Annotated in this window: 29 protein-coding genes, 1 rRNA gene and 1 riboswitch; of the genes, 21 read left to right on the top strand and 9 right to left on the bottom strand. The window is 45.7% G+C overall.

Translation table 11 applies throughout. The features are described 5' to 3' along the window. Positions 1 to 227: ribosomal RNA gene (locus L3V31_RS02695) — 16S ribosomal RNA — on the bottom strand; the annotation flags it as partial. A 541-nt stretch (positions 228 to 768) separates the two neighbouring features. Next, a complete protein-coding gene (locus L3V31_RS02690) occupies positions 769 to 1,293 on the bottom strand; it encodes a DUF3087 domain-containing protein (protein ID WP_237314524.1) in 525 nt (174 codons plus the stop codon). Positions 1,294 to 1,439: 146 nt separating this feature from the next. Here L3V31_RS02690 and trmY point away from each other — a divergent pair, with 146 nt between their 5' ends. Further along, positions 1,440 to 2,039 carry a tRNA (pseudouridine(54)-N(1))-methyltransferase TrmY gene (trmY, locus tag L3V31_RS02685; RefSeq protein ID WP_237314523.1) on the top strand — a complete coding sequence of 200 codons (600 nt, stop codon included), beginning with the start codon at positions 1,440 to 1,442 and terminating at the stop codon, positions 2,037 to 2,039. Between the two features lie 80 nt (positions 2,040 to 2,119). Here the strand turns inward: trmY and L3V31_RS02680 are convergent, their stop codons facing one another. After that, complete coding sequence (locus L3V31_RS02680; protein WP_237314522.1) at positions 2,120 to 3,463, bottom strand: TldD/PmbA family protein; 1,344 nt, start codon at positions 3,461 to 3,463, stop codon at positions 2,120 to 2,122. Beyond that, the gene (locus L3V31_RS02675) at positions 3,463 to 4,848 is read right to left on the bottom strand and encodes a TldD/PmbA family protein (RefSeq protein WP_237314521.1); all 1,386 of its coding nucleotides are present in this window, start codon (positions 4,846 to 4,848) and stop codon (positions 3,463 to 3,465) included. Before L3V31_RS02675 ends, L3V31_RS02680 begins: the two co-directional genes overlap by 1 nt. Before the next feature lie 355 nt (positions 4,849 to 5,203). Continuing rightward, positions 5,204 to 5,311, top strand: a riboswitch (TPP riboswitch). A 98-nt stretch (positions 5,312 to 5,409) separates the two neighbouring features. Between L3V31_RS02675 and thiD the strand changes: the two genes are divergently transcribed. The 10 genes from thiD to L3V31_RS02625 all read left to right on the top strand — a co-directional run bounded on the left by thiD (position 5,410) and on the right by L3V31_RS02625 (position 12,455). Beyond that, entirely contained in the window at positions 5,410 to 6,267 is an 858-nt protein-coding gene (thiD, locus tag L3V31_RS02670; RefSeq protein WP_237314520.1) for a bifunctional hydroxymethylpyrimidine kinase/phosphomethylpyrimidine kinase, read from the top strand. After that, positions 6,257 to 7,015, top strand: coding sequence for an ABC transporter ATP-binding protein (locus L3V31_RS02665; protein ID WP_237314519.1), 759 nt, complete (start codon positions 6,257 to 6,259; stop codon positions 7,013 to 7,015). The genes thiD and L3V31_RS02665 overlap by 11 nt, the downstream gene beginning before the upstream one ends. Continuing rightward, positions 7,008 to 7,808, top strand: a complete 801-nt coding sequence (locus L3V31_RS02660; protein ID WP_237314518.1) for an ABC transporter permease — start codon at positions 7,008 to 7,010, stop codon at positions 7,806 to 7,808. The genes L3V31_RS02665 and L3V31_RS02660 overlap by 8 nt, the downstream gene beginning before the upstream one ends. A 37-nt stretch (positions 7,809 to 7,845) precedes the next feature. Next, entirely contained in the window at positions 7,846 to 8,796 is a 951-nt protein-coding gene (locus tag L3V31_RS02655; protein WP_237314517.1) for an ABC transporter substrate-binding protein, read from the top strand. 18 nt (positions 8,797 to 8,814) lie between these two features. Continuing rightward, entirely contained in the window at positions 8,815 to 9,483 is a 669-nt protein-coding gene (tenA, locus tag L3V31_RS02650) for a thiaminase II (protein ID WP_237314516.1), read from the top strand. A 12-nt stretch (positions 9,484 to 9,495) separates the two neighbouring features. After that, positions 9,496 to 10,293 carry a hydroxyethylthiazole kinase gene (gene thiM / locus L3V31_RS02645; RefSeq protein ID WP_237314515.1) on the top strand — a complete coding sequence of 266 codons (798 nt, stop codon included), beginning with the start codon at positions 9,496 to 9,498 and terminating at the stop codon, positions 10,291 to 10,293. Positions 10,294 to 10,360: 67 nt separating this feature from the next. Beyond that, positions 10,361 to 10,975 (top strand): thiamine phosphate synthase, encoded by a 615-nt coding sequence (gene thiE, locus L3V31_RS02640; protein ID WP_237314514.1) that lies wholly within the window; start codon positions 10,361 to 10,363, stop codon positions 10,973 to 10,975. Positions 10,976 to 11,044: 69 nt separating this feature from the next. After that, positions 11,045 to 11,560: a GNAT family N-acetyltransferase gene (locus L3V31_RS02635; RefSeq protein ID WP_237314513.1), complete on the top strand. Its 516-nt coding sequence runs from the start codon at positions 11,045 to 11,047 to the stop codon at positions 11,558 to 11,560. Positions 11,561 to 11,603: 43 nt separating this feature from the next. Further along, positions 11,604 to 12,086, top strand: a complete 483-nt coding sequence (locus L3V31_RS02630) for an HAD family hydrolase (protein ID WP_237314512.1) — start codon at positions 11,604 to 11,606, stop codon at positions 12,084 to 12,086. A gap of 195 nt (positions 12,087 to 12,281) precedes the next feature. Continuing rightward, positions 12,282 to 12,455: a hypothetical protein gene (locus L3V31_RS02625; protein WP_237314511.1), complete on the top strand. Its 174-nt coding sequence runs from the start codon at positions 12,282 to 12,284 to the stop codon at positions 12,453 to 12,455. Between the two features lie 69 nt (positions 12,456 to 12,524). On the opposite strand, the gene L3V31_RS02620 is transcribed toward L3V31_RS02625, so the two are convergent. Continuing rightward, positions 12,525 to 12,800 (bottom strand): hypothetical protein, encoded by a 276-nt coding sequence (locus tag L3V31_RS02620; RefSeq protein WP_237314510.1) that lies wholly within the window; start codon positions 12,798 to 12,800, stop codon positions 12,525 to 12,527. 402 nt (positions 12,801 to 13,202) lie between these two features. Here L3V31_RS02620 and L3V31_RS02615 point away from each other — a divergent pair, with 402 nt between their 5' ends. The 5 genes from L3V31_RS02615 (at position 13,203) to L3V31_RS02595 (ending at position 17,108) form a co-directional block, all read left to right on the top strand. Then, the gene (locus L3V31_RS02615; protein WP_237314509.1) at positions 13,203 to 15,050 is read left to right on the top strand and encodes a M3 family metallopeptidase; all 1,848 of its coding nucleotides are present in this window, start codon (positions 13,203 to 13,205) and stop codon (positions 15,048 to 15,050) included. Positions 15,051 to 15,118: 68 nt separating this feature from the next. Continuing rightward, positions 15,119 to 15,655 (top strand): DUF924 family protein, encoded by a 537-nt coding sequence (locus L3V31_RS02610; RefSeq protein WP_237314508.1) that lies wholly within the window; start codon positions 15,119 to 15,121, stop codon positions 15,653 to 15,655. A gap of 25 nt (positions 15,656 to 15,680) precedes the next feature. Continuing rightward, complete coding sequence (locus tag L3V31_RS02605; RefSeq protein WP_237314507.1) at positions 15,681 to 16,010, top strand: DUF4144 domain-containing protein; 330 nt, start codon at positions 15,681 to 15,683, stop codon at positions 16,008 to 16,010. A gap of 117 nt (positions 16,011 to 16,127) precedes the next feature. After that, positions 16,128 to 16,553 (top strand): VOC family protein, encoded by a 426-nt coding sequence (locus tag L3V31_RS02600; protein ID WP_237314506.1) that lies wholly within the window; start codon positions 16,128 to 16,130, stop codon positions 16,551 to 16,553. A gap of 39 nt (positions 16,554 to 16,592) precedes the next feature. Further along, the gene (locus L3V31_RS02595; protein ID WP_237314505.1) at positions 16,593 to 17,108 is read left to right on the top strand and encodes a macro domain-containing protein; all 516 of its coding nucleotides are present in this window, start codon (positions 16,593 to 16,595) and stop codon (positions 17,106 to 17,108) included. A gap of 76 nt (positions 17,109 to 17,184) precedes the next feature. Here L3V31_RS02595 and L3V31_RS02590 read toward each other — a convergent pair whose 3' ends face one another. Beyond that, positions 17,185 to 18,318: an MBL fold metallo-hydrolase gene (locus tag L3V31_RS02590; protein WP_237314503.1), complete on the bottom strand. Its 1,134-nt coding sequence runs from the start codon at positions 18,316 to 18,318 to the stop codon at positions 17,185 to 17,187. 190 nt (positions 18,319 to 18,508) lie between these two features. Here L3V31_RS02590 and L3V31_RS02585 point away from each other — a divergent pair, with 190 nt between their 5' ends. Then, positions 18,509 to 18,754, top strand: a complete 246-nt coding sequence (locus L3V31_RS02585; RefSeq protein ID WP_237314501.1) for a Rho-binding antiterminator — start codon at positions 18,509 to 18,511, stop codon at positions 18,752 to 18,754. Between the two features lie 140 nt (positions 18,755 to 18,894). Here the strand turns inward: L3V31_RS02585 and ompW are convergent, their stop codons facing one another. Next, complete coding sequence (ompW, locus tag L3V31_RS02580) at positions 18,895 to 19,536, bottom strand: outer membrane protein OmpW (RefSeq protein ID WP_237314499.1); 642 nt, start codon at positions 19,534 to 19,536, stop codon at positions 18,895 to 18,897. 359 nt (positions 19,537 to 19,895) lie between these two features. On the opposite strand from ompW, the gene L3V31_RS02575 reads away from it, so the two are divergent. After that, entirely contained in the window at positions 19,896 to 20,207 is a 312-nt protein-coding gene (locus L3V31_RS02575; protein WP_237314497.1) for a cupin domain-containing protein, read from the top strand. Between the two features lie 49 nt (positions 20,208 to 20,256). Beyond that, positions 20,257 to 20,877 carry an HAD family hydrolase gene (locus L3V31_RS02570; protein WP_237314495.1) on the top strand — a complete coding sequence of 207 codons (621 nt, stop codon included), beginning with the start codon at positions 20,257 to 20,259 and terminating at the stop codon, positions 20,875 to 20,877. 18 nt (positions 20,878 to 20,895) lie between these two features. Here L3V31_RS02570 and L3V31_RS02565 read toward each other — a convergent pair whose 3' ends face one another. Next, positions 20,896 to 21,336: an Lrp/AsnC family transcriptional regulator gene (locus L3V31_RS02565; protein WP_237314493.1), complete on the bottom strand. Its 441-nt coding sequence runs from the start codon at positions 21,334 to 21,336 to the stop codon at positions 20,896 to 20,898. 127 nt (positions 21,337 to 21,463) lie between these two features. Between L3V31_RS02565 and L3V31_RS02560 the strand changes: the two genes are divergently transcribed. Both L3V31_RS02560 and L3V31_RS02555 read left to right on the top strand, forming a co-directional pair. Continuing rightward, a complete protein-coding gene (locus L3V31_RS02560) occupies positions 21,464 to 22,048 on the top strand; it encodes a LysE family translocator (RefSeq protein ID WP_237314490.1) in 585 nt (194 codons plus the stop codon). A 187-nt stretch (positions 22,049 to 22,235) separates the two neighbouring features. Then, on the top strand, positions 22,236 to 23,009 hold the full coding sequence (locus L3V31_RS02555; RefSeq protein ID WP_237314488.1) for a siderophore-interacting protein: 774 nt from the start codon (positions 22,236 to 22,238) through the stop codon (positions 23,007 to 23,009). A 104-nt stretch (positions 23,010 to 23,113) separates the two neighbouring features. Here the strand turns inward: L3V31_RS02555 and L3V31_RS02550 are convergent, their stop codons facing one another. Next, on the bottom strand, positions 23,114 to 23,737 hold the full coding sequence (locus tag L3V31_RS02550) for a bifunctional 4-hydroxy-2-oxoglutarate aldolase/2-dehydro-3-deoxy-phosphogluconate aldolase (protein ID WP_237314486.1): 624 nt from the start codon (positions 23,735 to 23,737) through the stop codon (positions 23,114 to 23,116). Between the last annotated feature and the right edge of the window lie 3 nt (positions 23,738 to 23,740).

Below are 23,740 nucleotides of genomic sequence, written 5' to 3'. Positions count from 1 at the left end.
GAGGCCCGAAGGTCCCCCTCTTTGGCCCGTAGGCATCATGCGGTATTAGCCATCGTTTCCAATGGTTATCCCCCACATCAGGGCAATTTCCTAGGCATTACTCACCCGTCCGCCGCTCGACGCCGTTATCGTTCCCCGAAGGTTCAGACAACTCGTTTCCGCTCGACTTGCATGTGTTAGGCCTGCCGCCAGCGTTCAATCTGAGCCATGATCAAACTCTTCAATTTAAGATTTTGTTCGGCTCAATGAATACTGACTTCAAAACTGCTCTTACTCGAAAGTAAGACGTAATTTTAAAGCTATTACCATTCCAACAGAATGATAATGAATTGACTGTGCCAAGATTAAACAAGTTAATCTCGATTGGTCACTCAGTTCATTGAAACCTAATTTGATACCCCTCTTTATTTAAGAGAAATATCTAATTGGATTATCATCAACGAGTGCCCACACAGATTGATAGGTCTATATTGTTAAAGAGCTTGCTTTGCGAGAAGTTTTCTCTCAAAGCGGAGGCGTATTCTAATGAACTAATCTTTCGTGTCAAACACTTTTTAAATTAATTTTTAGAAGTATTTATTCGCCTTATTGCCAATCGCTGTTGCGTTTCCGCTTTGCCCTGACAACGGAGGCGCATTATAGGGAGATGATTTTTCTTGGCAACCCTTTTTGAAGAAAAAATTCAAAAAAAAAGCGCCGAGTGATGAAATCTCACTCAAACGCTTATTTTTAGCACTCATTTGTTAATATCAGGTAGCAAATAGGCAATCAATATGTATCCAACCAAGACTGTTCAAAGCTTGTAATATCAATTACGAGCGATTTACTCGCTTCGATCTCTTCAATGGCTTCTAATTCTTTATTTACGCTGCTCATGGTTAGCGTGTTGTTGTCTAACTCAAATACTTGCCTTTGCGTGGTGTAGTAGAACTTGAGAATGGTCAACGCTTGCAGATCATCAGAACTCGCGGCTGCTTTAATATTTTTTAGTTTGCGGTAAATCTTATTGTGTATCTGCTTAAGCTTCCAAACATACAGTACCTCTTGCATGTATGGATGAGTTTTAAATTGGTTTAGTAAAGAGAGGGACGTAGCAATTGCCAGAAGTACACCAATCAAATTCCAATGAAAGTTACCTGTCGATTGTTCCGGTTGAATATTGGTATTGCCAAAAAGACTAATGAGTAGAGAGCTGAAGGCTAATGAAGAGACAGCAAGCAATACGACAAAGCCACCAATAACTAGGTTTACTTTCTTTTTATAGACTTCTTTATTGATTTTTTTAATTTCCATATATCACTCCTAAAGGGTTATCCCTATTGTAGCGACGAGAATTGGCACCACAATCGAAGCTTTGTAAGTAAGTTCATAATTCTCGCATCAAAGCGTCGTCTGAGTATATACTCCGCGCATTCACTCTTGATATAGAGGCTAAATTCATGCGCTCTTTCGTTTTACGAGCTCGTGCAGCACCGACCACCAGCAAAGCACTACTCGAAGGTGTCGGTCAGGAAGCACACACCGAGATCCTTGCTCACACTATGATGAACACTATGTTTGTTGCGCAGTCACATCGTGAAGACGTGGTTGTGTATTTAGTTCTTGAGAGCACTAAAGATTACTCCCGCACGGTGACAATTCGATCTAATGAAATGACTAATATTGGTGGATTCCATGAGTCGACGTTGATCGCAGCAGTAGCTCGCGCTTTGGATGCATCAGTTGGCATGGGTAAAGAGCAGCTTCGCGACGTTGAGCCGGGTATTACTGTCCGTACTGTTAGTTTCGAGCGTTTGGTTCAAGAACTGGCCGAAGACCACCAGCTTTATATGCTGGATAAGAAAGGCGAATTCGTTCGCGACGCAGAAATAGGATCAAACCCTTGCTTCTTGTTGACTGACCACATTCCAATGCCGAAGAAGTCATTCAACAGTTTGAAACGCCTTGGTACTGAAAAGATCAGTCTTGGTCCTAAAATGCTGTTTGCTTCACAGTGTGTAGTATTAATCCATAATGAACTGGATATTCGCGAATTCTAGTGCTTCGCTGACTGCTGATTAAAAAACGAAAGAGGACTCAATGGAGTCCTCTTTTTGTTTCTGAATTTCTAATGATGGGCTTATTTTCCGCCGATACTCAAGCGAGCAAAACGCACATCTGGTGCGAAGAAGGTACGGCTGTCATTCTTCAGCTGTGTATCTCCGACTGCTTCTACTTCTTGCAACATCTTATAGAAGTTACCCGCGACAGTAATACCGCGAACAGGTTGAACACGTTGACCATCGCGACATAAGAAGCCGCTCGCGCCAAACGAGAAATCACCGCTGACGGCATCTGCGCCAGAATGAACGCCTTGTAGCTCCACAAGCTCAAGGTACTCACCCGATTTAACTTCCGCAACACTGCTCTTGCCCGTAGCAATAACTTTGTGGTTAGCGGCGACATCTAAGCTTGATTTAGCTCCCCGAGCCGCACTCGCGGTTGAAACAGCACCTAAGTAGCTTGCCGTATGGCTGTTGTGTAACAACGTATTTAACTGGCCATTATCAATTAACACATTGTCCTGAGTTGCAAAGCCTTCGCTATCAAATCCGCAAATCGCCATACCATTTGCCATGTACGCGGTGTCAGTAAAGGTAATCAAATCACTTGCAACGCTTTGACCGAGCTTGCTACCCAGTGGTGTAATCCCTTTCACTGCACTTACACCAGAAAAAGCACTACCGAATGCACCGAACAAACTGCTTAGCGCATCGATATGGAAGATAGCTGGATAGTTGCCTGTCTTAACCGGGCTGCCATCAAGCAAGTCACGGGCTAAGTTGTAACCCTCTTCAATACAAAACGCAGAGTTCAACTCATCGAAACGACGCCCTACTGACATCTTACCCGCCATCGACTGCTTACCGTCTTTCTCAAAAAGCGTGTAGGCGTAACAGTTGAAAGATCGTTCAAAATGCTGACATAGAGTACCTTGTGTATTGGCAATGATCAGCTGAGTTTCACCATCGCTGTAACCGTTGTATGGCGAGCTTGAAGCATGAGGTAAGCTGACCACGCCTTGCTCAAGCGCCAAAGAAAGCTCGATTTTTTGATCAACAGACGTGGGATCTTCCTGCGCAATTTCCTCAACATCAGTAGTGATATTGCTGTCTACACAGCTGATCGTTTGATGTTCATCTTGCTTGGAGAAGCGCGCGCTCTGCAACGCATTAGTCAGCATCAAATCTAAGCTTGGTTGTTCTAGTGACTCAGAGTAGCTGGTCGCCACTCGCGCGTCTTTCACCACTCGAACACCTAATACCTGACTCGAGCTTACTTTGTATTCATCCAGCTTGCCTTGGTTCGCTTTGAGAGAGAAGCTGCTGTTGCGATTAACTATCACATCCGCTTCTGCTCCTTGGCGTTTGGCTTCTGACAGGACGTAATCAACGGCATTAAGAAGTTGTTGTTCTTGGCTCATTAGTTACCACCTCCTACCAGAATGTTATCTACTTTCAGCGAAGGTTGACCCACACTTGTTGGTACTGCACCACTCACTGACCCACACATACCCGATGCAAGCGCCATATCCTTGCCCACCATGCTGATTTCTTTCAGAACTTTAGGTCCCGTACTGATCAGCGTTGCCGCTTTGAGTGGTTTTGTAATTTTGCCGTTTTCTATCAAATAAGCTTCACGTACTGCAAAGTTGAACTCGCCCGTACCCGGCTGAACAGAACCGCCGCCCATTTTCTTGGCATAAATACCACGCTCAACCCCCGCCAGCATATCATCGAGTGAGTGCTCACCTTCTTCAATAAAGGTGTTACGCATACGAGAAGTCGGAGCAAACTTGTAGTTTTGGCGACGGCCAGACCCCGTTGGCTCATAACCCGTTTTCATCGCGCCCATTTTGTCGACCATAAAGCTGGTTAACTTACCATCTTTGATAAGTTGAGTGCGCTGAGTAGACATACCTTCATCATCGACATGAATTGAACCCCACTCATTAATCATGGTGCCATCATCGACCGCGCTCACAGCAGTATGAGCAATCATTTCGCCCATCTTGTCGTGGAATACTGACGCCTTCTTCGCAACCGATGTGGTTTCAAGCAAGTGACCACACGCTTCGTGGAAGATAACACCACCAAAACCATTACCGATAACGACTGGCATTTCGCCAGATGGACACACATCCGCGCCAAGCTTAACCAAAGCTTGTTGTGCGATAGTTTGGCCTAGTTCTTTAGCATCCAGTTGTTCACTAAATTCCCAGCCAGCCAATGCTCCCGGGCCTTCCATACCAGAAGATTGTTCATTACCTTTTTGCGCAACGGTGTTACCTGCAACGCGAATGTAGTGCCGTGTATCGTCAACGTGTAGACCTTCTGAGTTGAAGATCGTTACCTTTTGCTCTCGCTGTAGCACGCTACCAATAAACTGGCTGATGTATTCACTTTCTGCTCGTGCCGCTTGGTCAACTTTTAAAAGGAACGCGATTTTAGAATCCAGATTAGCGTCTTTGCTAAGTGGCAAACGACAACTGTGCTGAACTGGATAGCGATTCAAATTAAGAGAACCGGCTGATGCGATTTGCTTACGTTTGTCTTTCGCGGCTAGCAATGAAGTTACGCGTTTAAGTTCCGCTTCGTCAGTGCTGTTGGTGTAGCCATAAAGCACTTTGTGACCGAAGAAGAGGCGAATACCGATACCAAAATCGATACCGGAATTGACCTTATCCACCTCACCAGATGCGATCTGGACGGTGTTAGTTTGATGATGTTCAACGAATAGCTCAGCGAAATCAGCTCCTAAAAAAAGAGCATGATCGATCACTGACTTCGCTGTTACAGAATTAAGCATGAAGTCTCCTTGCTCGATGATCGTCTTAGCCTTCCAAATTAACCTGTTCTCGAAATAATCAAATAGTTGCTGACTTCCTTATCCCAAGCTCAGGTTAAATAACTTACTGTTAATTCAGTAAAGTTAAATTGGCAATGCGTCAAATTTTAACAGTTTTTTAACCTTTTTTTGTGCTAATCCTTGCTAAGTGAGACCACGATTGTTTATTTAATATTCCAGTATTTGCACACAAACCAGATAGTTACACTGGTAAATTTTGCGCTACAAAACAGACTAAACCTTACTCTATCACTCACGACACACAAGTGAATACTCAAAAAAGTATCCCTTGAGGAACTGTCCTGCTATCATCCTAGCGAAATAGTCGGGGGGCCACGCATTAAGCGTTGGCTGAGATCGAAATTCGAGACCCGTTGAACCTGATTCAGTTAGCACTGACGTAGGGAACTATGAGTACTTTGCCTTTCGCCTAACTTACTAGGCACGCTGCAGCGGATACGAAAATCGATCTGCCCACCGTGGTCAAAGTCAGTTCCTATACGTCTTGTAATAGGAGCGACCATGACGCAGCAATCACAGCCTTATTCACACAAGACGCCATCTTCAAGCACGCCTATCGTTTTGACGATCGCTGGTTCAGATAGCGGTGGCGGCGCTGGTATTCAGGCAGACATTAAAGCCATGTCTGCAACAGGCAGTTTTGCCTGCTCTGTCATTACCGCCATTACTTCACAAAACACTCAAGGCGTTTCCGCCATTTTTCCTATCCCACTTGAGCACGTAGAAAGCCAACTCGATGCGGTGTTTACTGATCTTAATATCGTGGCGGTTAAAGTCGGCATGCTGGCCGATTCCAACATCATCAAAGTAGTTGCGAACAAGATTAAACAATACCAACCGAAGCATCTGGTCATTGACCCGGTAATGGTCGCCACCAGCGGTGATTTATTGCTGGAGCACTCCGCGATTAGCACGCTAAAAGAAGAACTCATCCCTCTCGCGGACATCATCACCCCTAATCTTCCTGAAGGTGCAGCATTAACCGGAAAAGCAGCACCGGAATCCGAAGCCGAAATGAATGAGATGATTGCGAATTTGCGTGCTCTCGGCGCAAAAGCAGTCTTGTTGAAAGGCGGTCACTTGGAGAAAAGTGAAAACAGTAACGATCTACTGATCATGCAAGACTCTTATGAACTCATTAGCGCGAAGCGTTTCCCCACCAAGAATACTCACGGTACGGGCTGTACCCTTTCTTCGGCGATTGCTTCTTACCTTGGACAAGGCAATAACCTGCACAAAGCGGTGCATTTAGGTAAGCAGTATATCTCTCAAGCGATCGCCCATGCTGATGAGCTGGAAGTAGGTAAAGGTCACGGCCCGGTTCACCACTTCTTCGCAGGCCACACGTATGTACGCTAATGCGCTTGGTATCCAGCTGAGTAACGCCAGTCTACAATACAACGACAGCCAGACACCCACGCTGGCAGGGGTGAATATGACCATTCCCGCAGGTCAGTGGACGGTATTATTGGGGCGCAGTGGCTGCGGTAAAACCACCATTTTGCGTTATCTAGCCGGCTTATTAGATGACCAAGTTGAGTGGCAAGGTGCACTTACGACTACCGATGGGCTAGCCATACACGACCGTATTGCGTATATGGCACAGCAAGATTTGTTGCTTCCGTGGCTCAATGTGCTGGACAACGTCTGTTTGAGTTCTCGCTTTTCTCACGCCAACTCAAATTCAGCAGGTGAGAAGCAGCGCGCTATTCAATTACTCAAACAAGTTGGATTAACTGACTACGCAGATGCCAAACCCGCACAACTTTCCGGAGGTATGCGCCAGCGTGTTGCCCTTGCTCGCACTTTAATGCAGGACAAGCCTCTGGTATTGATGGACGAACCCTTCTCTGCGCTCGATGCCGTGACTCGTCATAAACTGCAAACCTTATCGGCCACGCTGCTCAAAGAAAAGACAGTGGTACTAATTACTCACGATCCACAAGAAGCTGTCCGGCTTGCCCACCAACTGTATGTACTGCAAGGCACACCAGCACAGGCCAAGCATCTGCTGGTACCACAATCTCTCCCCCCTCGAATTCTTGATAGTGAATGCGCGGCTTTGCAACAAGCGATTTTGGATCAACTGGAGATAGATTATGAGTGATATGACTCAATACAACTCCGTCTCGACACGTATCAGTAAAAAAGAGCGAGTCACCCATCCAGTATTACGTTTGGTGATCAGCACAGCAGTCATCTTAGGTCTGTGGCAACTGATTGTCGTAGTGTTCAATATGCCCAGCTTCATTTTGCCTGCGCCTGTTGATGTGCTGAATAGATTGTTGTCCCGCTACGACGTGTTACTCGCTCATACCTGGGTCACCGCACAGGAGATCTTATTAGGTCTCGGGTTCGGTTTGTCGATGGGTTTGTTGTTTGCACTGCAAATGTTGCTGTTCGAGCCGCTAAAACGCTGGCTGTTGCCCATTCTGATTGCAAGCCAAGCGATTCCGGTATTTGCCATCGCACCCGTGCTGATGCTTTGGCTTGGTTACGGCATCGCTTCAAAAGTCGTGATGGCAGCGATCATCATCTTTTTCCCTGTTACGACATGTTGTTACGACGGTTTACGCAATACCCCAACCGGATACCTGGATTTGGCCAAAACCATGGGCGCTTCGAAATGGCAACTATTGCGCCACATTCAATTACCCGCGGCACTACCAACATTGGCTTCTGGCATTCGTGTCGCGGTCGTTATCGCCCCGATTGGTGCGGTCGTCGGTGAATGGGTCGGTTCCAGTGAAGGTTTGGGTTATCTGATGCTACAAGCCAACGCGCGCATGATCATCGACGAGATGTTTGCGGCGCTGTTTATCCTCGCCGTGCTGTCCATCGCGCTCTACTTCATTACTGACAAATTATTGAAAAAAGCCATCCCTTGGGAAAGCAAATAGATACAACAAATAGAGATTACTAAAAGGAAGATACCTCATGAATAAAAACAAACTAATGAGTGCAGCGGCCCTACTTACTGCGATTGCCTCGACTAATGTACTGGCGGCTGAAAAAGAACTGACGTTGATGTTGGATTGGTTCGTGAACCCGAACCACGGCCCTATTGTGATTGCAAAAGAGCGTGGCTACTTTAAAGAGCAAGGGTTGCAAATCAATATTCAAGAGCCTGCCGACCCAAGCACGCCACCTAAACTGGTCGCCGCTGGCAAAGTGGATATGGCAATTTCATATCAACCAAGTCTGACGATTGATGTTGCCGCAGGTTTACCACTTATCCGCTCAGCAACGCTCATCGCAACTCCGCTGAATACCATGATGGTGCTGGACAACGGTAAGAACGACAGCCTTGCCGATCTAAAGGGCAAGAAGATTGGTATTGCTATCGCAGGGAACGAAGAAGCGACCATCGGCACCATGTTGGCACAAGAGAATGTGAAGTTTTCTGACGTGCAAATCATCAACGTAGGTTGGGCACTATCTTCATCTCTGGCATCAGGCAATGTGGATGCGATTTGGGGTGGTCTACGTAACTTCGAAACTAACCAACTTGCGTTAGAAGGTTACCAAGCCAAAGCCTTCTTCCCAGAAGAACACGGCGTGCCTGCGTATGACGAACTTGTGTTTGTCGCGAATGCAAACAGCTATGACAAAGACGCGATTAAAGCCTTCAACAAAGCGCTTGAGCAAGCCACCACTTACATCGTGAACCATCCAAAACAATCTTGGAAAGAGTTTGTGGCTTACTCACCAGACACGCTGAACAACGAGCTGAACCAACGCGCGTGGAATGACACCTTGACTCGTTTCGCGCTTCGCCCATCTGCGGTAGATCTAAAACGTTACGACGATTACGCCGAATTCATGTACTCACAAAAAATCATCGAAACGCTGCCAAAAGCAAAAGATTACGTGCCTAGCTTTGACTAATTCTGAGGTGATCCCGTTATGAAATACCAAGATTTGATCGACGCTTGCCGTCAAGACTGGCAGGAATACACACAGCACCTCTTCGTTCAGCAATTAGCGCAAGGTACGCTCGCTCAGCCTTGTTTTCTGCATTATTTGAAACAGGACTTTTTATTTCTCAAGCAATACGCGCGCGCTTATGCATTAGCAATTTATAAAGCACGGACTTTGTATGACATGCGCCGCGCACTACCGAGCGTTCATGCTTTATTGGATTCCGAAATCGCTCATCATGTGACTTACTGTGGTCAATGGGGTTTAACTGAATCCGACCTGGAAAACGAACCTGAAGATTTTGGCACCGTCGCCTACACGCGCTATGTATTGGATGCGGGGATGACCGGTGACTTGGTTGACCTGTATGCCGCATTAGCACCTTGCTCTATCGGCTACGCCGTTATTGGCAAAATGTTGATGGACGATGAAAACACCCTCATCGAAGGTAACCCTTACGCAAGTTGGATCACCCTGTATGGCGGAGAAGAGTTCCAGTCTGGTGTCGCAGATGGTGCTGAGCACTTTAACGAGCTTTTAGCTGAAATCGACATCAACAGCCAGCGCGGCCAGAACCTGATTCAGGTATTCAAAACAGCAACACGTATGGAAGTCGCTTTCTGGCAACAAGGCTTGAATGCTCATCAAGATTAATTGGAGAAGCCCATGTTAATTGAACAAATCACTCAAGCATTAACCGCTATACGTCAACAAAAGCCTTTGGTTGTGAACATCACTAACTACGTGGTAATGAACAACACAGCAAACGCTCTACTAGCCGTCGGCGCATCTCCAATCATGGCGCACTCTAAACAGGAGATGGCAGAAATGATGTCATTTGCTGGTGCGCTGGTGATCAACATTGGCACACTCGATAGCGATTGGACACCACGAATGAGCTTCGCGGTAGAACAAGCCAATGCCAATGGTAAAATCGTTGTCCTCGACCCTGTCGGCTGCGGTGCCAGCACACTGCGTACCGAAACGTCACGTCAAATTGCACGTCTGGCAGACAAACTCATCATTCGTGGTAATGCGTCGGAAATCATTGCCCTAGCTGGCGAACAGGCTCAGAGCAAAGGGGTCGATTCTCTGGATAGCAGCGATACTGCTTTAGGTGCGGCTGAGTTTTTGGTTGCAGAATATGGTGCAAACGTTGTGATTTCTGGCGAGACAGATTACATCGTGACAAAATCGCAGACCGTAACACTCAGCAATGGTCACGAAATGATGCCATACGTGACGGGAATGGGTTGTACGTTATCGGCACTCACTGGCGCATTTGCCGCGGTGGGTGATGATACAGGTTTGGCCGCCGCTGCCGTACTTGGCGTAGCGGGTGAAATCGCCGCCGAACAAGCGCGCGGTCCGGGCAGCTTACAATTAACCTTGCTTGACGAGTTGTATCAGCTTGATGAACAAACACTGGCAAAACGACTCAAGATTACCGTCATTAAAGACTAACAACAGAGCAACTTTACATCGATGCCTCCGGCTCATAACGAAGAGTTGGAGGCATAAAGGAAACAAAATGAACGCCTATCGTTTGTATTTGGTCACCGATGACCAACAAGATCTTGCCACGCTCAAGCATGTGGTCAGTAAAGCAGTGGAAGGTGGCGTGACCATGGTGCAAGTTCGTGAGAAACATGGTGACGTACGTGCTTTCATCGAACGGGCTCAAGCGGTAAAAGATATCCTCAAAAATACTAACGTACCTTTGATAATCAATGACCGAGTTGATGTTGCACTTGCAGTCGATGCTGACGGCGTGCACCTCGGGCAATCAGACATGCCAGCTCATATCGCGCGCGAACTGATTGGTCCAAACAAGATCCTCGGTTTATCCATCGAAGATGAACAACAGCTCGCCGAAGTAGACACATTGCCGATCGATTACATAGGCTTAAGCGCTATCTGTGCAACATCTACCAAAACTAATACCCTAAAACACTGGGGCATAGATGGTTTAAAAATGGCACTCAATACCACATCGCTCCCAATCGTCGCAATTGGCGGAATTAACGAATCCACCATCCCAGCGCTAAGCGCGACCGGCGTACACGGTTTGGCACTGGTATCGGCTATCTGTCATGCCGACGACCCCAAACTGGCTTGCGAGTACTTACTTAGTTTGATGGAGTAAGTTCCCTATATAAAGAATATTTTCGGCACTTGGAAGCAAAGTACCCGGACCAATGTAAATAGGAAGCGTATGTCGATTCACTTAACCACTCCCAGAACAATAATGACCCCTATCGGAGAAAGCGACTGGGCATTATTTCACCGTCTTCATACCGATAGGGATATCATCTCTCTCTGTTTCGATGCGCCCAACGAGGTGCAGTTAAAAGAAAAGTTCGCTTCACGCTTACCAACGTGGACAACGAAAAGCGAGCACTGGCTTTGCTTAGTGATAAAAGATTCCGTCACTAAGCAACCGATAGGTATTACGGGGTTTATTGTTCAGAAAGGAACCGCAGAAGTCGGCTATTTGCTTCTGCCAGAGTTTTATGGCAAACAATTAGGCACCGAAACTCTCGAAACCGTAATAAGCTGGGCACATACGCAGCATCAGATCAATGTGTTTTCGGCTACGGTAACTGAGGGGAATATCGCCTCTGAACGTGTGTTGGAAAAATGCGGTTTTACCTTAATGAACGTCATCCCGGATGCTTATGAAATCAGAGGTGTTCGTTTCGCAGACAAGATCTACACTCTGGAAATCTAAGAAAGTTCATTAAGTACAGTTCAGGAAGACTGGAGACTAAAACATGATTTATCTATTCGACTGGGGAAACACATTAATGGTCGATTTCCCTCACGCACAAGGAAAGATGTGTGACTGGAACACCGTGGAGGCAATTCCACAGGCCAAAGAAACGTTGGCAATGCTCTGCAAAGAGCATCAGATTTATATTGCCACTAGTGCTTCGGACTCTGCTATGGAAGATGTCCAGAAGGCTTTCCAGCGAGTTGATTTAGACCAATACATCAGTGGTTACTTCTGTTTTTCTAATATTGGCATTAAAAAAAACTGCGCCGAGTTTTATCAAGCTGTGGCGAAAAAGCTTGGTGTCAGCGAAAACAAATTGACCATGGTTGGTGACGTTCCGAGCAAAGACATCTACCCCGCGATGGAAGCAGGGTTGAATACCATTTGGTTTAACGCTGCAGGTGAGTCCGCGCCGGGGAAGCCCATCGCGCAGCAAATTCGCTGTTTGTCGGAGCTTATTTTAAACACTGCCAATGAATAACCACTTGAGTTTTATCGTCATCGTGCAGCTTTGAATACTTGGCTCTTATCATCGTTTTATTAGATGCATAAAAAGTAGGGTTTTATACATCATTATCACGTCTGGCATATATACTTAAACCAAAGGCACTTCGATGTACTTGGATCAGCACGTTGAAGTCACTTGGCTAATAGCTGAAGCTAGCGGAGGAACATCATGGAATTACATAACAAAGCCGGCGAAGTTGCGAAAATTGCCGACAACCTCACTTTGAAAGAAATTACCGAAATGGGCTACACCATTGATTTATGCGATGAAGCGTTTGATCCGGGTGAGCATTGGAAAGCAGAAGGTAAAACTCAAGGCATGGGTGAATACCCTGAAGAGTAATCCCACTGTTGACCTAGCGGTTCATACTCCGGCAAAAACAGCCCTAAAACCGAGCGCCAAACGCTCGGTTTATTTTGTCACTTCTTCAATAAACATCGCCATCTCTTCGACGTAGTTGCCATTGGCGCATCCCCAATCGGTCACTTCAATCAACTCCGTCATTAACTGTCTGGTTTCATCCCATTGCACAGCCTGAATAAAAGTATTGAATCGGTCGCCATCCCCCTGACTGTGTACCGCATGTGTTGCGTACTGTTGCAATAAGTCATTGTAAACCTGCCAACGTTGCTCCTCCGATACGTGGCTACTCAGAATCAGCGCACATTTATCCTGAATACTATTCACGGAATCCTTTTGTGGTGATGTGACCGATGAGCACCCTGTCAAAACCCAACCTAGTGTGAATAGAGTTGTAATTGTTTTCGTTGTCATTTTTATGTTGTTTATCGTTGCTGAAAAAGAGTGTGTATAGACTATATACGTAAACTCTATCTCTGTATGACTTTGATGCTAAATGTCGTGATCAAAGACGAGACTGAGCACGTAACCGTCCACCGTTTAGCCAATTAGGTTTTGATTTTCCGGTTAATTTAAGGACAAATCAGTCACTAACTCATTAAAATGTAAAAGAATAGTAAAACCTCGTTTACGAACTGAAACGGCAGTAAATAACGCGCCTACTCCTTTCTTGCATCCAAGCGTGTAATAATCAACCGTATACATAACTCAACTATTTGAAGGATCAAAATGACCGCAACGGATTACCTTAACGACCTCAATCAACGCTATCTCGCTATTCATCGCACTAAAGAAGATTTCTTTTGGGAAACTTACATGGGGATCAGCGACGACCATGATGGCTCGACTAAGGCACAAACAGCATGGACAAGCTTTTTAAGCAACGCGGAACAAATTACAGTGATCAAACAACAGCTTGAAGCCGCTGATTCAATTTCTGATCCGCAAGAAAAACAGCAAACCATCACTGGTTTGTCAGGCTGGCTTGCGATGTTTGAATCACATGCGATCGAAGGTGAAAAAGCGCAAGCATTGAAAAATCAATTAATTGCCTTTGAAGCAGAGCTATTTGAGAAAAAGCAGAACCACGTACAAACGTTTACCGATGAGAACGGCAAACAAACAGAAGGCTCACTTCCAGTATTGAGTTCTACCATTCGAACCAATATTCATGAAGAAGTGCGTCAATCCGCTCATCAAGCGTTACTGAACCTTGAGCAATGGTTGCTGAAAAATGGCTTTATTGAGTTGATCAAGCTCCGTAATCAATTCGCGCGTTCACTCGGTTATGCAACCTTCTTTGATTACTCAGTACAAAAAACGGAGAAGATGACCTCTGAGCAGCTGTTCGATATTCTGGAAGATTTCGAACAACGCACCCGAGATGCTCACCTGAATAGTTTAGAAAACTTGGCGCAAGAGAAAGGTCACAATGCGCTGACAGGCCACAACTTTATCTATTCATTCGCAGGTGACGTCATGCGTGACCTTGACCCATACGTACCGTTCTCGAAATCCCTGAGACGCTGGGTAGAATCGTTTGGCCGTCTGAAGATTGATTACTCAGGCGCAACGCTAACTCTGGACTTACTCGATCGCAAAGGCAAATACCCGAACGGATTCTGCCATGGGCCTATCCCTTCTTTTTACAACCAAGGCGAGTGGGTTGCTGCACAGGTTAACTTCACCAGCAACGCCAAACCCGACCAAGTGGGCAGCGGCTACGATGGTATCAACACGCTTTTCCACGAAGGCGGTCACGCTGCGCACTTTGCCAACGTTAAAATGAATGCGCCTTGTTTTTCACAGGAGTTTGCTCCGACTTCGATGGCTTATGCAGAAACTCAATCGATGTTCTGTGACAGTCTGCTGACCGATGCAGATTGGCTAAAACAGTACGCACTGGATGATGAAGGTAACTCAGTGCCAGATGAGATCATTCAAGCGATGATCAATAGCCGTCAGCCGTTCAAAGCCTATGAAGAGCGCAGTATCTTAGTTGTGCCATATTTTGAGCGCGCGCTTTATCAGCTAAGCGATGAAGAATTAACACCAGAACGCATCACTAAGCTTGCACGTGATTGTGAGAAGCAGATCCTTGGTTTGGAATGCAGCCCTCGCCCACTCATGGCAATTCCGCATCTGCTATCTGACGAAGCCGCTTGTGCTTATCAAGGTTATCTACTCGCGCACATGGCGGTGTATCAGACCCGAGCTTACTTCTTAGATAAATTTGGCTACCTGACCGATAACCCAGAAATTGGCCCTCTGTTAGCCAAGCATTACTGGCATGCAGGCAACAACTTGTCGCACAATGAAACCATTGTCAGTCTGACTGGCGAGGGCTTTAACGCTAAGTACCTGGCGGATGTGTGTAATCTGTCACCAGAGCAGGCGTGGGAACTTCAGCAGCGAAAAATCAAGTCGCTTGCAATACGTGAGAGAGCTCCAATAGCTTCGCTTAATGCGGCGATTAAAGTCGTCGACGGTAGTAAAGAACTGGCGAGCAACACCCTCTCCGATCAGCAAATGTGTGACGATTTTGAACGTTACATCGTAGAAACTTACGGTCGATAATAAAACGGAGAGCCAGAATTGATAGTTCTGGCTCTCAGCTAGGGATTCTCGGTAAAAAAGGACACAGTATGTACCCGTCGATCATTAAGTTTTGGTTTGAAGAACTGAATCCTCAACATTGGTTCGAAAGTAACCCTGAACTGGATAAACTCATTGAATCTCGGTTTTCCTCATTGCTAGAACAAGCCGCTCGCTGCGAACTATTTAGCTGGCGCGACAGCGCAAAAGGACGATTAGCAGAAATCATTGTACTCGACCAGTTTTCGCGCAATGTGTACCGCAATACTCCAAAAGCGTTTGCACAAGATCCACTCGCGCTCTCATTAGCGCAAGAGGCCATTCGACTCGGTCTGCATAAAGCGCTTAATCACGATCAGCGTAGCTTCTTGTACATGCCGTTCATGCACAGTGAATCTCGTATCATCCATGTCGAAGCGGAAAAACTGTTTCGTGCTCCGGGACTTGAAAAGAACTACGCTTTTGAGCTACAACACAAAGCCATTATCGACCAATTTGGACGCTATCCACATCGCAATGCAATATTGGGAAGAGAAAGTACGCCAGAAGAAGTTGAGTTTTTGAAAACACCAAATTCTGGCTTTTAAGGTCAGTGAACAACGAGACAATAGAATGACGCTAAACACCATAATGTGGCCATGCTTATTGAAACTGGAAGGCGATGACGAGCTCATCTATCTGCACTCGCACTCGGACTTACAAACAGAGTGCCAAGCGCTCATATGGGGACTAGAAGACTACGTGATTGACTCTCGGGGTCACACCTTCGGCTTGCAGTACGGTAGTTCCAAGCAAATTGTGCTGTTCCCAGAAGACAAAACACTGTCTGTCGAAGAAGTCACCACACTCATTCAGTCTCATGAGTTCAGTCAGGCGCAGAGATGCATCATTAAAATCCAATTCAGTAACGTACAACAGGCCGTTTCCGCATTGGCCAGTTAATACGTTCAGCTTTACGTTCCTCTCCCTATTTTATCACTACTGCCCAGTTCCCTTACTAACATACAAGCACTCTTCCTCCATATGCTATTCTCAATAGCAAGTAGAGAGGAGGAATGCATGCCTAAAAACAACCCCATCGAAATCAAAGCACTCGATCACATTGTTTTAAGAACCACTAACCTCGATGCCATGTTGTACTTTTATCGAGACATACTCGGTTGCCCAGTAGAAAGGGAGCTCGCCGAATTGGGATTAACGCAGCTCAGAGCAGGAACGGCATTGATTGATATCGTCACGGTAGACAGTGAGTTGGGTAAACTGGGTGGAAAACCTCCAGTCCAAGATGGCAGAAATGTCGATCACTTTTGTCTGCAATTTGCACCGTTTGAAGAAGCTGAACTCCTTCAATATCTGCATATGCACGATATTCAGACTGAGGATTTTGCCGAGCGTTACGGTGCGCAGGGTTTTGGGCGTTCGCTCTATATTAATGATCCTGAGGGGAACGTTGTTGAGCTAAAACCTCAAGTGGTCAACGAGTGAGTTTCAGCAATTTCAAACTAATTTAAATAGGGCAACCGGATGAACACTATCTCACTGATTAAGGGCGACATCACCACAGCGCAAGTCGATGCTATTGTTAATGCCGCCAACCCGAGAATGCTCGGTGGCGGTGGTGTCGATGGTGCAATTCACCGTGCCGCTGGCCGCGACTTGTACGATGCATGCTTAGCAGTGAAAGATATCGACGGCATTCGCTGCCCTTTTGGCTACGCACGCATTACGTCTGCTGGTAATTTGAACGCACGCTACGTTATCCATGCGGTTGGTCCGATCTATGATAAATTTCACGACCCTCGAGCGGTATTAGAGTCGGCCTATAAAAACGCGCTTAATCTGGCGCTAGCAAACGACTGCAAAACAGTCGCGCTACCAGCCATCTCATGTGGTGTGTATGGTTATCCTCCGCATGAAGCAGCCGAAGTAGCATTATCAGTCTGTCAGCGCCCTGAATACCACTCATTGCAAATGCACTTTTATCTGTTTGACGATGAGATGCTAAGGGTTTGGCAACAGGCTCTCGCTGCCTATCAATAAACCAAATCGACAAGTGCACCAAAGGCTAAAAACTTAACCACGTTGAACGGCCAACAAGCATAAAATGTAATACAAGTTACACCTCAACCCCTCTCACGGATTCTTCACTTACTTCCTTCTGCCACCAAGTACAGTTTCTCACTTCATTCTGAACGTAAAAGCTCTCTCCTGGCATCGGCGTGAGTAAAGTTATGCTTTCGTTTTGGCAATGGCTAATCAAATCTTCAATTGGCTCATCCCATTTATGAGTGAACAACTCATAGGTAGCCCAGTGGACAGGCAATAGCTTTTTCGCCTGCAGATCCTTGAATGCCTGAACCGTATGGTGCGCTTGCATATGGCCCCAGTTTTCAACTGGATAGCCTTGATTTTCCTTCACATCTGCGGCGACTTCTAAACAGGCAATGTCGATTGGTCCGAATCGCTGCGCGATTTCGGCAAAATGCTGGTCATAAGCACTGTCACCACTAAAGTACAGTGTCTCGCTTCGCCCTTTCATTACCCATGACGCCCACAATGTGGTGTTTTTATCGAGGTAAGTTCGCCCTGAATTATGGTTAGCAGGCGTACAAATAAGCTCGACATTGGCATACTGTATACTCTCCCACCAGTCGAATTCGACTATATCATCAGCACACACGCCCCACTTTATCAGGTGCTTTCCGACGCCAAGCGGAACGTAAAATATCACGGATTTATCCGCATAGAAGCGGATGCTTGAGGCCTCTAAGTGATCGTAGTGATCGTGCGAGATCACGATAACATCGGGGACAGGTAAACTTTCTCTCGCATGTGTGTTGGGGATATTACGTTCAAACCATGCTTTCGCGATCAATGGCGAAGCGTAGTCAAAAACCGGATCAGTCAGAATGCGAACCCCATCCACTTCGACCAGCATGGTTGAGTGCCCTAGCCAAGTCACCCGCATCGGATCACTACGATGCAAAAACTGGTCATGAACGATGGGAGAGTAAGGTAAATGTCCATTAGGGCACAATGGCGCTCGGCCTCCCAGATAGCTCCAGAAAACCTGCCAGAGCGGCTGATGACTTGGCACTTTCGGCATGGCATTTTTAACTCGGCCATTTTCGAACTGAGGAGAGTGATGAATACGATGCGCGAGTTGCGCAGTATAAGTTTGCGGCTTAAGCAGTGAGCCTAATTTACGCTCACGGTTCAGGAAACTGCTCTTCAGGGTCGTTTCAGACATCTCTTATCTTCGTTTGCTCGACGATAGTTTTAGTAAAGCCCGCTTACATGTCTGTTTTATGACCAATTTGAGGCGTAATATGAAGATTAGGTTTCAGTGGAAACTATTCCCCTGGAGTGGAATCTCAAACCAAACAGTTTGTAGAAGGTATACTTTAAACAAATGGCTCTGGTGTGGAAGGAGAACAGCGATGGTGACCTGTAATCAATACGATTTTATTGAAATAGCCTGTATGTTTCAGCTACCCGTGGAAATCACGCTAAAAAATGGTGAAAGCCATCAGGGGAAAGCGTTTGATACCGGTTTTGATATGCAGCGACAAGAATGTTTATTTCTTGATGTTGACGGCGAACATATTGCCTTTCCGACCGAACAACTTCTCACGATGCGTGCGCTGAAGGCAAACCCACACTTCACCGAAGTCACTTTTGATTAAATCCACTGATTTGAACGTGGAAGCAAAAAAAAGGGGCAGTGCCCGAATACCGCCCCTAAAGTCATGCCAAACTGTTATATGCTAATTCGCATTATAAATATTGCTAGCGGTCATATGACCTAAAAACTACTGGTTATTGCTTAAAACTTGTAACCACCACTGATCATAAACACCCAAGGGTTAATTTCTACGTCGGTCTTATATTTCACGCCACCAGCTTTATAGGTTGCCTCTGTTTCAATGTTCGCATACCACGCAGACGCGTTTAGGAACCATTGATCATTAATCATGTAGTCCACACCAACGTTGGCGGCTAAGCCAAATGAATCATCCAATTCCAGATCCGACAGACCATTAACTTTACCTTTGTTATTAAAGCCTTCGTCAAAGAAGATGGTGTAGTTCAGACCCGCACCAACGTATGGACGGAATTTACTTTGTGGCTCGCCAAAGTAGTACTGAACCATAAACGTTGGTGGCAGGTGTTTGGTATTCGCAATATCACTACCAACTAGATCCGTAGAAATATCGTGACTAAACGGTGTTGCCGCTAGCACTTCAAAGCTGATGTTGTCTGTAAACATGTAGCCAAATGTCAGGCCAAGCTGAGTATTAGAATCCACTTCCAATTCATCTTGGGAACCAAGAATTTTATCGCTGCTATCATTAGGAACAACAGACGCTGCACCAACACGAAGAACGAAGTCACCTTGTTTATGAGCGAAAACACTTGGTGACACGAGCGCAGCAACCACTGCCAAACTGCAAATTGTTTTTTTCATTTTTATTTCCTTTTAAGGGCTTCGTTTTTTACCCAATCACGTGTTCATGAACACTGAAATAACCAATGGAAGTCATAGTGTTAACGAACTCAGGTTTTTATTTTTGTGAACTGCGCGCAATCTAGCACATAAAAACCTTACTAATTTGACGGAAATCAATTTGTAAAAAATATAGCGACTCTGTATGAGAAAGCGCCAAATTGATCAACAAATGATGCAAATGATATACAAACTTGTAATGCAAAATGTGCGTGTGAGAAGATCTTGCCTCCCTAGAAGCTCAAGCTTAAAGCAGGCTAAGCAACAGCAAGTCGTTTATCATCTGATGAATGTGATACTTTTCGACCTTAGGGAATAAGATGAACCTTTTTAAAGATTTACCTCATGATGTCAGTGAAGAAACATTTGAAGATTTACTGTGCCACGAAAATCTGCGCATTGAGCGCATTGTCTCTCACGGACAAACCTCACCTGAACATGGTTGGTATGATCAAACAGAACACGAGTGGGTATTAGTCTTAAAAGGGGCGGGAGAATTGACCTTCGAAAATGGCTCGGTAAAACGCCTTGAAGCAGGTGACCACGTAAATATCCCAGCGCACACCAAACACAAAGTAAGTTGGACCGATCCCAATCAGGAAACGATTTGGTTAGCGATATTTTACCTATAATCCAGAATCAAGTTACCTTGGTAAAAATGAAAACAAGTAGACACTTATAGTGAGCGATGTGAAAAAGCCTTCTTTGGCACTGTTTGATTTTGATGGCACCATTACGAATCAGGATATGTACAGCCTGTTCTTGCACTATTCAGCGTCTGGCAAGCGAAAGAGCGTTGGCAAGATCGTACTCACGCCATTTTACTTGCTGTACAAAATCGGAATATTACCTGCGCACTTTATGCGTCCTATTGCGAGTTTTATCGCTTTTGCTGGTAAACAGACTCAACAAGTTAACGTCATCGGTGCTCAGTTCGCCAACGACATCATCCCCCAATACGTCAGACCAGAAGCAACAGATAAACTGGAATGGCATCAGAAAAATGGCGATACCATTGTCGTGGTTTCAGCGTCCTTAAACGCGTATTTACAGCCTTGGTGTGAAGCGAACGGATACCATCTACTATGTAGCGAACTGGTTTCCGACGCGCCAACAATCAGCGGGCGGTATCAGCAAGGTGATTGCAGTTTAGAAAGAAAAGTGAGGCGGGTAAAAGCATCATTTAACTTAAGTGATTTTGCGTCGGTTTATGCTTACGGCGACACCCATGAAGACATCCCGATGCTAAAACTCGCCGATCACGCTATGCTCAACTGGAAAAATTGGGAAGCAGACGAGTAGAGATTACCTGCGTTACTATCATCGCTCGTCTTTTGGTGTATCCATAACCACCATAGTCGTAATCCCTTGAACGTGTTCACACTCTCCCAGAACCCCTGCATGAAACGCTTTATAGGCAGCCAAGTCTCGCGTCTCTACTCTCAGTAAATATTCGTTCGCGCCAGTGATGTTATGACACTCTACGACTTCTTTCACAAAACGTACGTGATCTTCAAAAGCATGCTGCGCCTGTTTAGAGTGAGAGGCCAGACCTATCGAAACATACGCGACAAAACCGACACCAAGTTGCTGACTGTCCAGCACCGCTCGATAGCCTTTAATCACACCTTGTCGCTCTAACTCCTGTACCCGACGTAACGTCGCAGAAGGCGACAACCCAACTCTCTCAGACAGCTCAACATTGGAGATTCTTCCGTCCAACTTAAGCTCTTGCAATATTTTTTCGTCAAATTTATCCATAGTGATTTTTTATTGCTTAATTAGTCCATATAAGGTCAATAAAAGCACAATATTGATAACGTTTCTACTTATAGTTGTTTGATAGATGACGTCCAGTTAGGACGAGTTTTGGTGTAAGGAAAAAACTATGGAATACCATCAATTAGGCGCGCTGGCACTGTTTGCTTTTGTATCGACATTTACTCCGGGTCCGAACAATATCATGCTGATGACATCAGGCGCGAACGTCGGGTTTAAACGTACCATTCCACACATGCTAGGTATTACTTTTGGCTTTGGTGCGATGCTAATTCTGGTTGGTATTGGCTTAATGGGCTTGTTTCACGCGTATCCGTTTACCCATACGATATTAAAAGCTCTGAGTTTAAGCTACTTGCTGTATCTGACTTATAAAATCGCCACCAGTGGTAAAGCGGAAACAAAAAATGATTTTAAGCCGATGTCATTTATCGGTGCAGCCGCATTTCAGTGGGTGAATCCAAAAGGTTGGTCAATGGCGCTTACTGCTGTCACCGTGTACAGCTCGGGTGCCGCATGGTTAGAGCTGACGTTTATTGCGGGCATCTTCTGTTTAGCCAACCTACCCTCAGTCACCTTTTGGACAGCTGCGGGGATACAGCTTCAGCGCTGGCTAACCACGCCTAAACGTGTAAAAGGGTTTAATTATGGTATGGCAGCGTTACTTCTTTTATCAACGATTCCAATGATATAAATGAATGCTAATCAAAACCTCTGCGGAGGTTTTTTTTATGTTTGAGGGATAATCATCGAAGAAGCGAACTTTCTCGCTTAGGTTTCAGTTTCAATTCACAGTGTAAATTTGTTTAAAGACACTACTCTCTCAAGAGAGATATTGATACCCTTAAATGAGAAAGAGAACGATTATCGAGAAAGTAAAGATGAAAAAGAAACCTGAGCCTAAAGAACTTGTCGTGACGCACACCGAAACGATTACGCTCAACATGCAGCGCCTTACTTTACAGGGTGAAGCCCTCAGCCAATTCCCGGCTGACTGTGAGGGTAGCTACATTAAGCTTCTATTTAATGAAACAGGCGGTACCGACTTGCAATCAATGCCGGAAGGTCATCGTCCATTGATGCGTACCTATACTATTCGTCGTTACCATCCAAAGACATGCAGTATTGAAGTCGACTTTGTTCGTCATATTACTCAAGATCTGCAATGTGGATTCGCCGCTCGCTGGGCGATGACAGCACAAAAAGGAGACACCATCAACATCGTTGGCCCGGGCAGCATATCTAATCTAAACACTGGCGCAGATTGGTTTTTCATGGCAGCAGATATGACCGCCCTCCCTGCTTTATCGGCCAAAATCCGAACTTTGCCTGAAGAGGCAAAAGGCTATGCGGTTATTAGCGTTATCTCCGCCGCAGACATCCAACCTCTGCACGCGCCAGCAGGAATGGAATTGATTTGGCTGACTGAAGGGCAAAACCTGGCAGAAGCTGTTCGTGAATTAGAATGGTTGGAAGGGGATGCCGCGGTTTGGTGTGCTTGTGAGTTTGATTCTATGCGCGCATTACGCCAATACTTCCGCAATGAGAAGAAAGTCGAGCGTGAAAACATCTACATCAGCAGCTATTGGAAACAAGGCGTTTCAGAAGATGGGCATAAAGTGATCAAGCGCGAAGACGCCGAATCCAATCAATAGCATTTCACGTTTAAAGATACGCCCGGTGGAGCCGGGCGTGGGCAAAGAGCCTAAAAGCTTGTTCGACTATCAACGATAGTTTTCAAGGCTTTGCAGGGTAAAAATTATTCAATAATTTTTGCAACTTCACGAATCAGTGTAGCCAGTTCGTCCCATTGCTCGTTGTCAATCAAATCGCCAGGCACCATCCAGGTACCACCACACGCTAAGACAGACGAGATCGCCAAGTAATCTTTGACGTTACTTGGACTCACTCCACCTGTTGGCATGAATTTAACTGGATAAACCGCTGACAGTGCTTTAAGCATCGCCGTGCCACCAGATGGCTCTGCTGGGAAAAACTTGAGGGTACGAAGACCCATTTCCATGGCTTGTTCAACTAGGCTTGGATTATTTACACCAGGTACGATAGTGATATTACGCTGCTGACAGTATTTAACGGTGGTTGGGTTAAAGCCCGGACTAACAATAAAATCGACACCAGCTTCAATCGCTTCATCCACCTGAGCACTGGTTAAGACCGTGCCCGCGCCAATTAGCATCTCTGGATACGCGTCGCGCATATTTTTGATCGCACGTGCCGCATCTTCAGTTCGAAACGTCACTTCAGCACACGGTAGGCCGTTTTCAACCAATACCTGAGCCAATTTTACTGCCTTGTTTGCGTCTTTAATTGCAATAACAGGGACTACTTTAATTTCAGAAAGTTGTTGATTAAGGTCTTTCATTTC

The organism is Vibrio sp. J1-1, from assembly GCF_021728395.1.
Classification (GTDB): domain Bacteria; phylum Pseudomonadota; class Gammaproteobacteria; order Enterobacterales; family Vibrionaceae; genus Vibrio.
The sequence above is the reverse complement of the archived record's forward strand: the minus strand, read 5'-3'. Positions and strand labels throughout refer to the sequence as shown.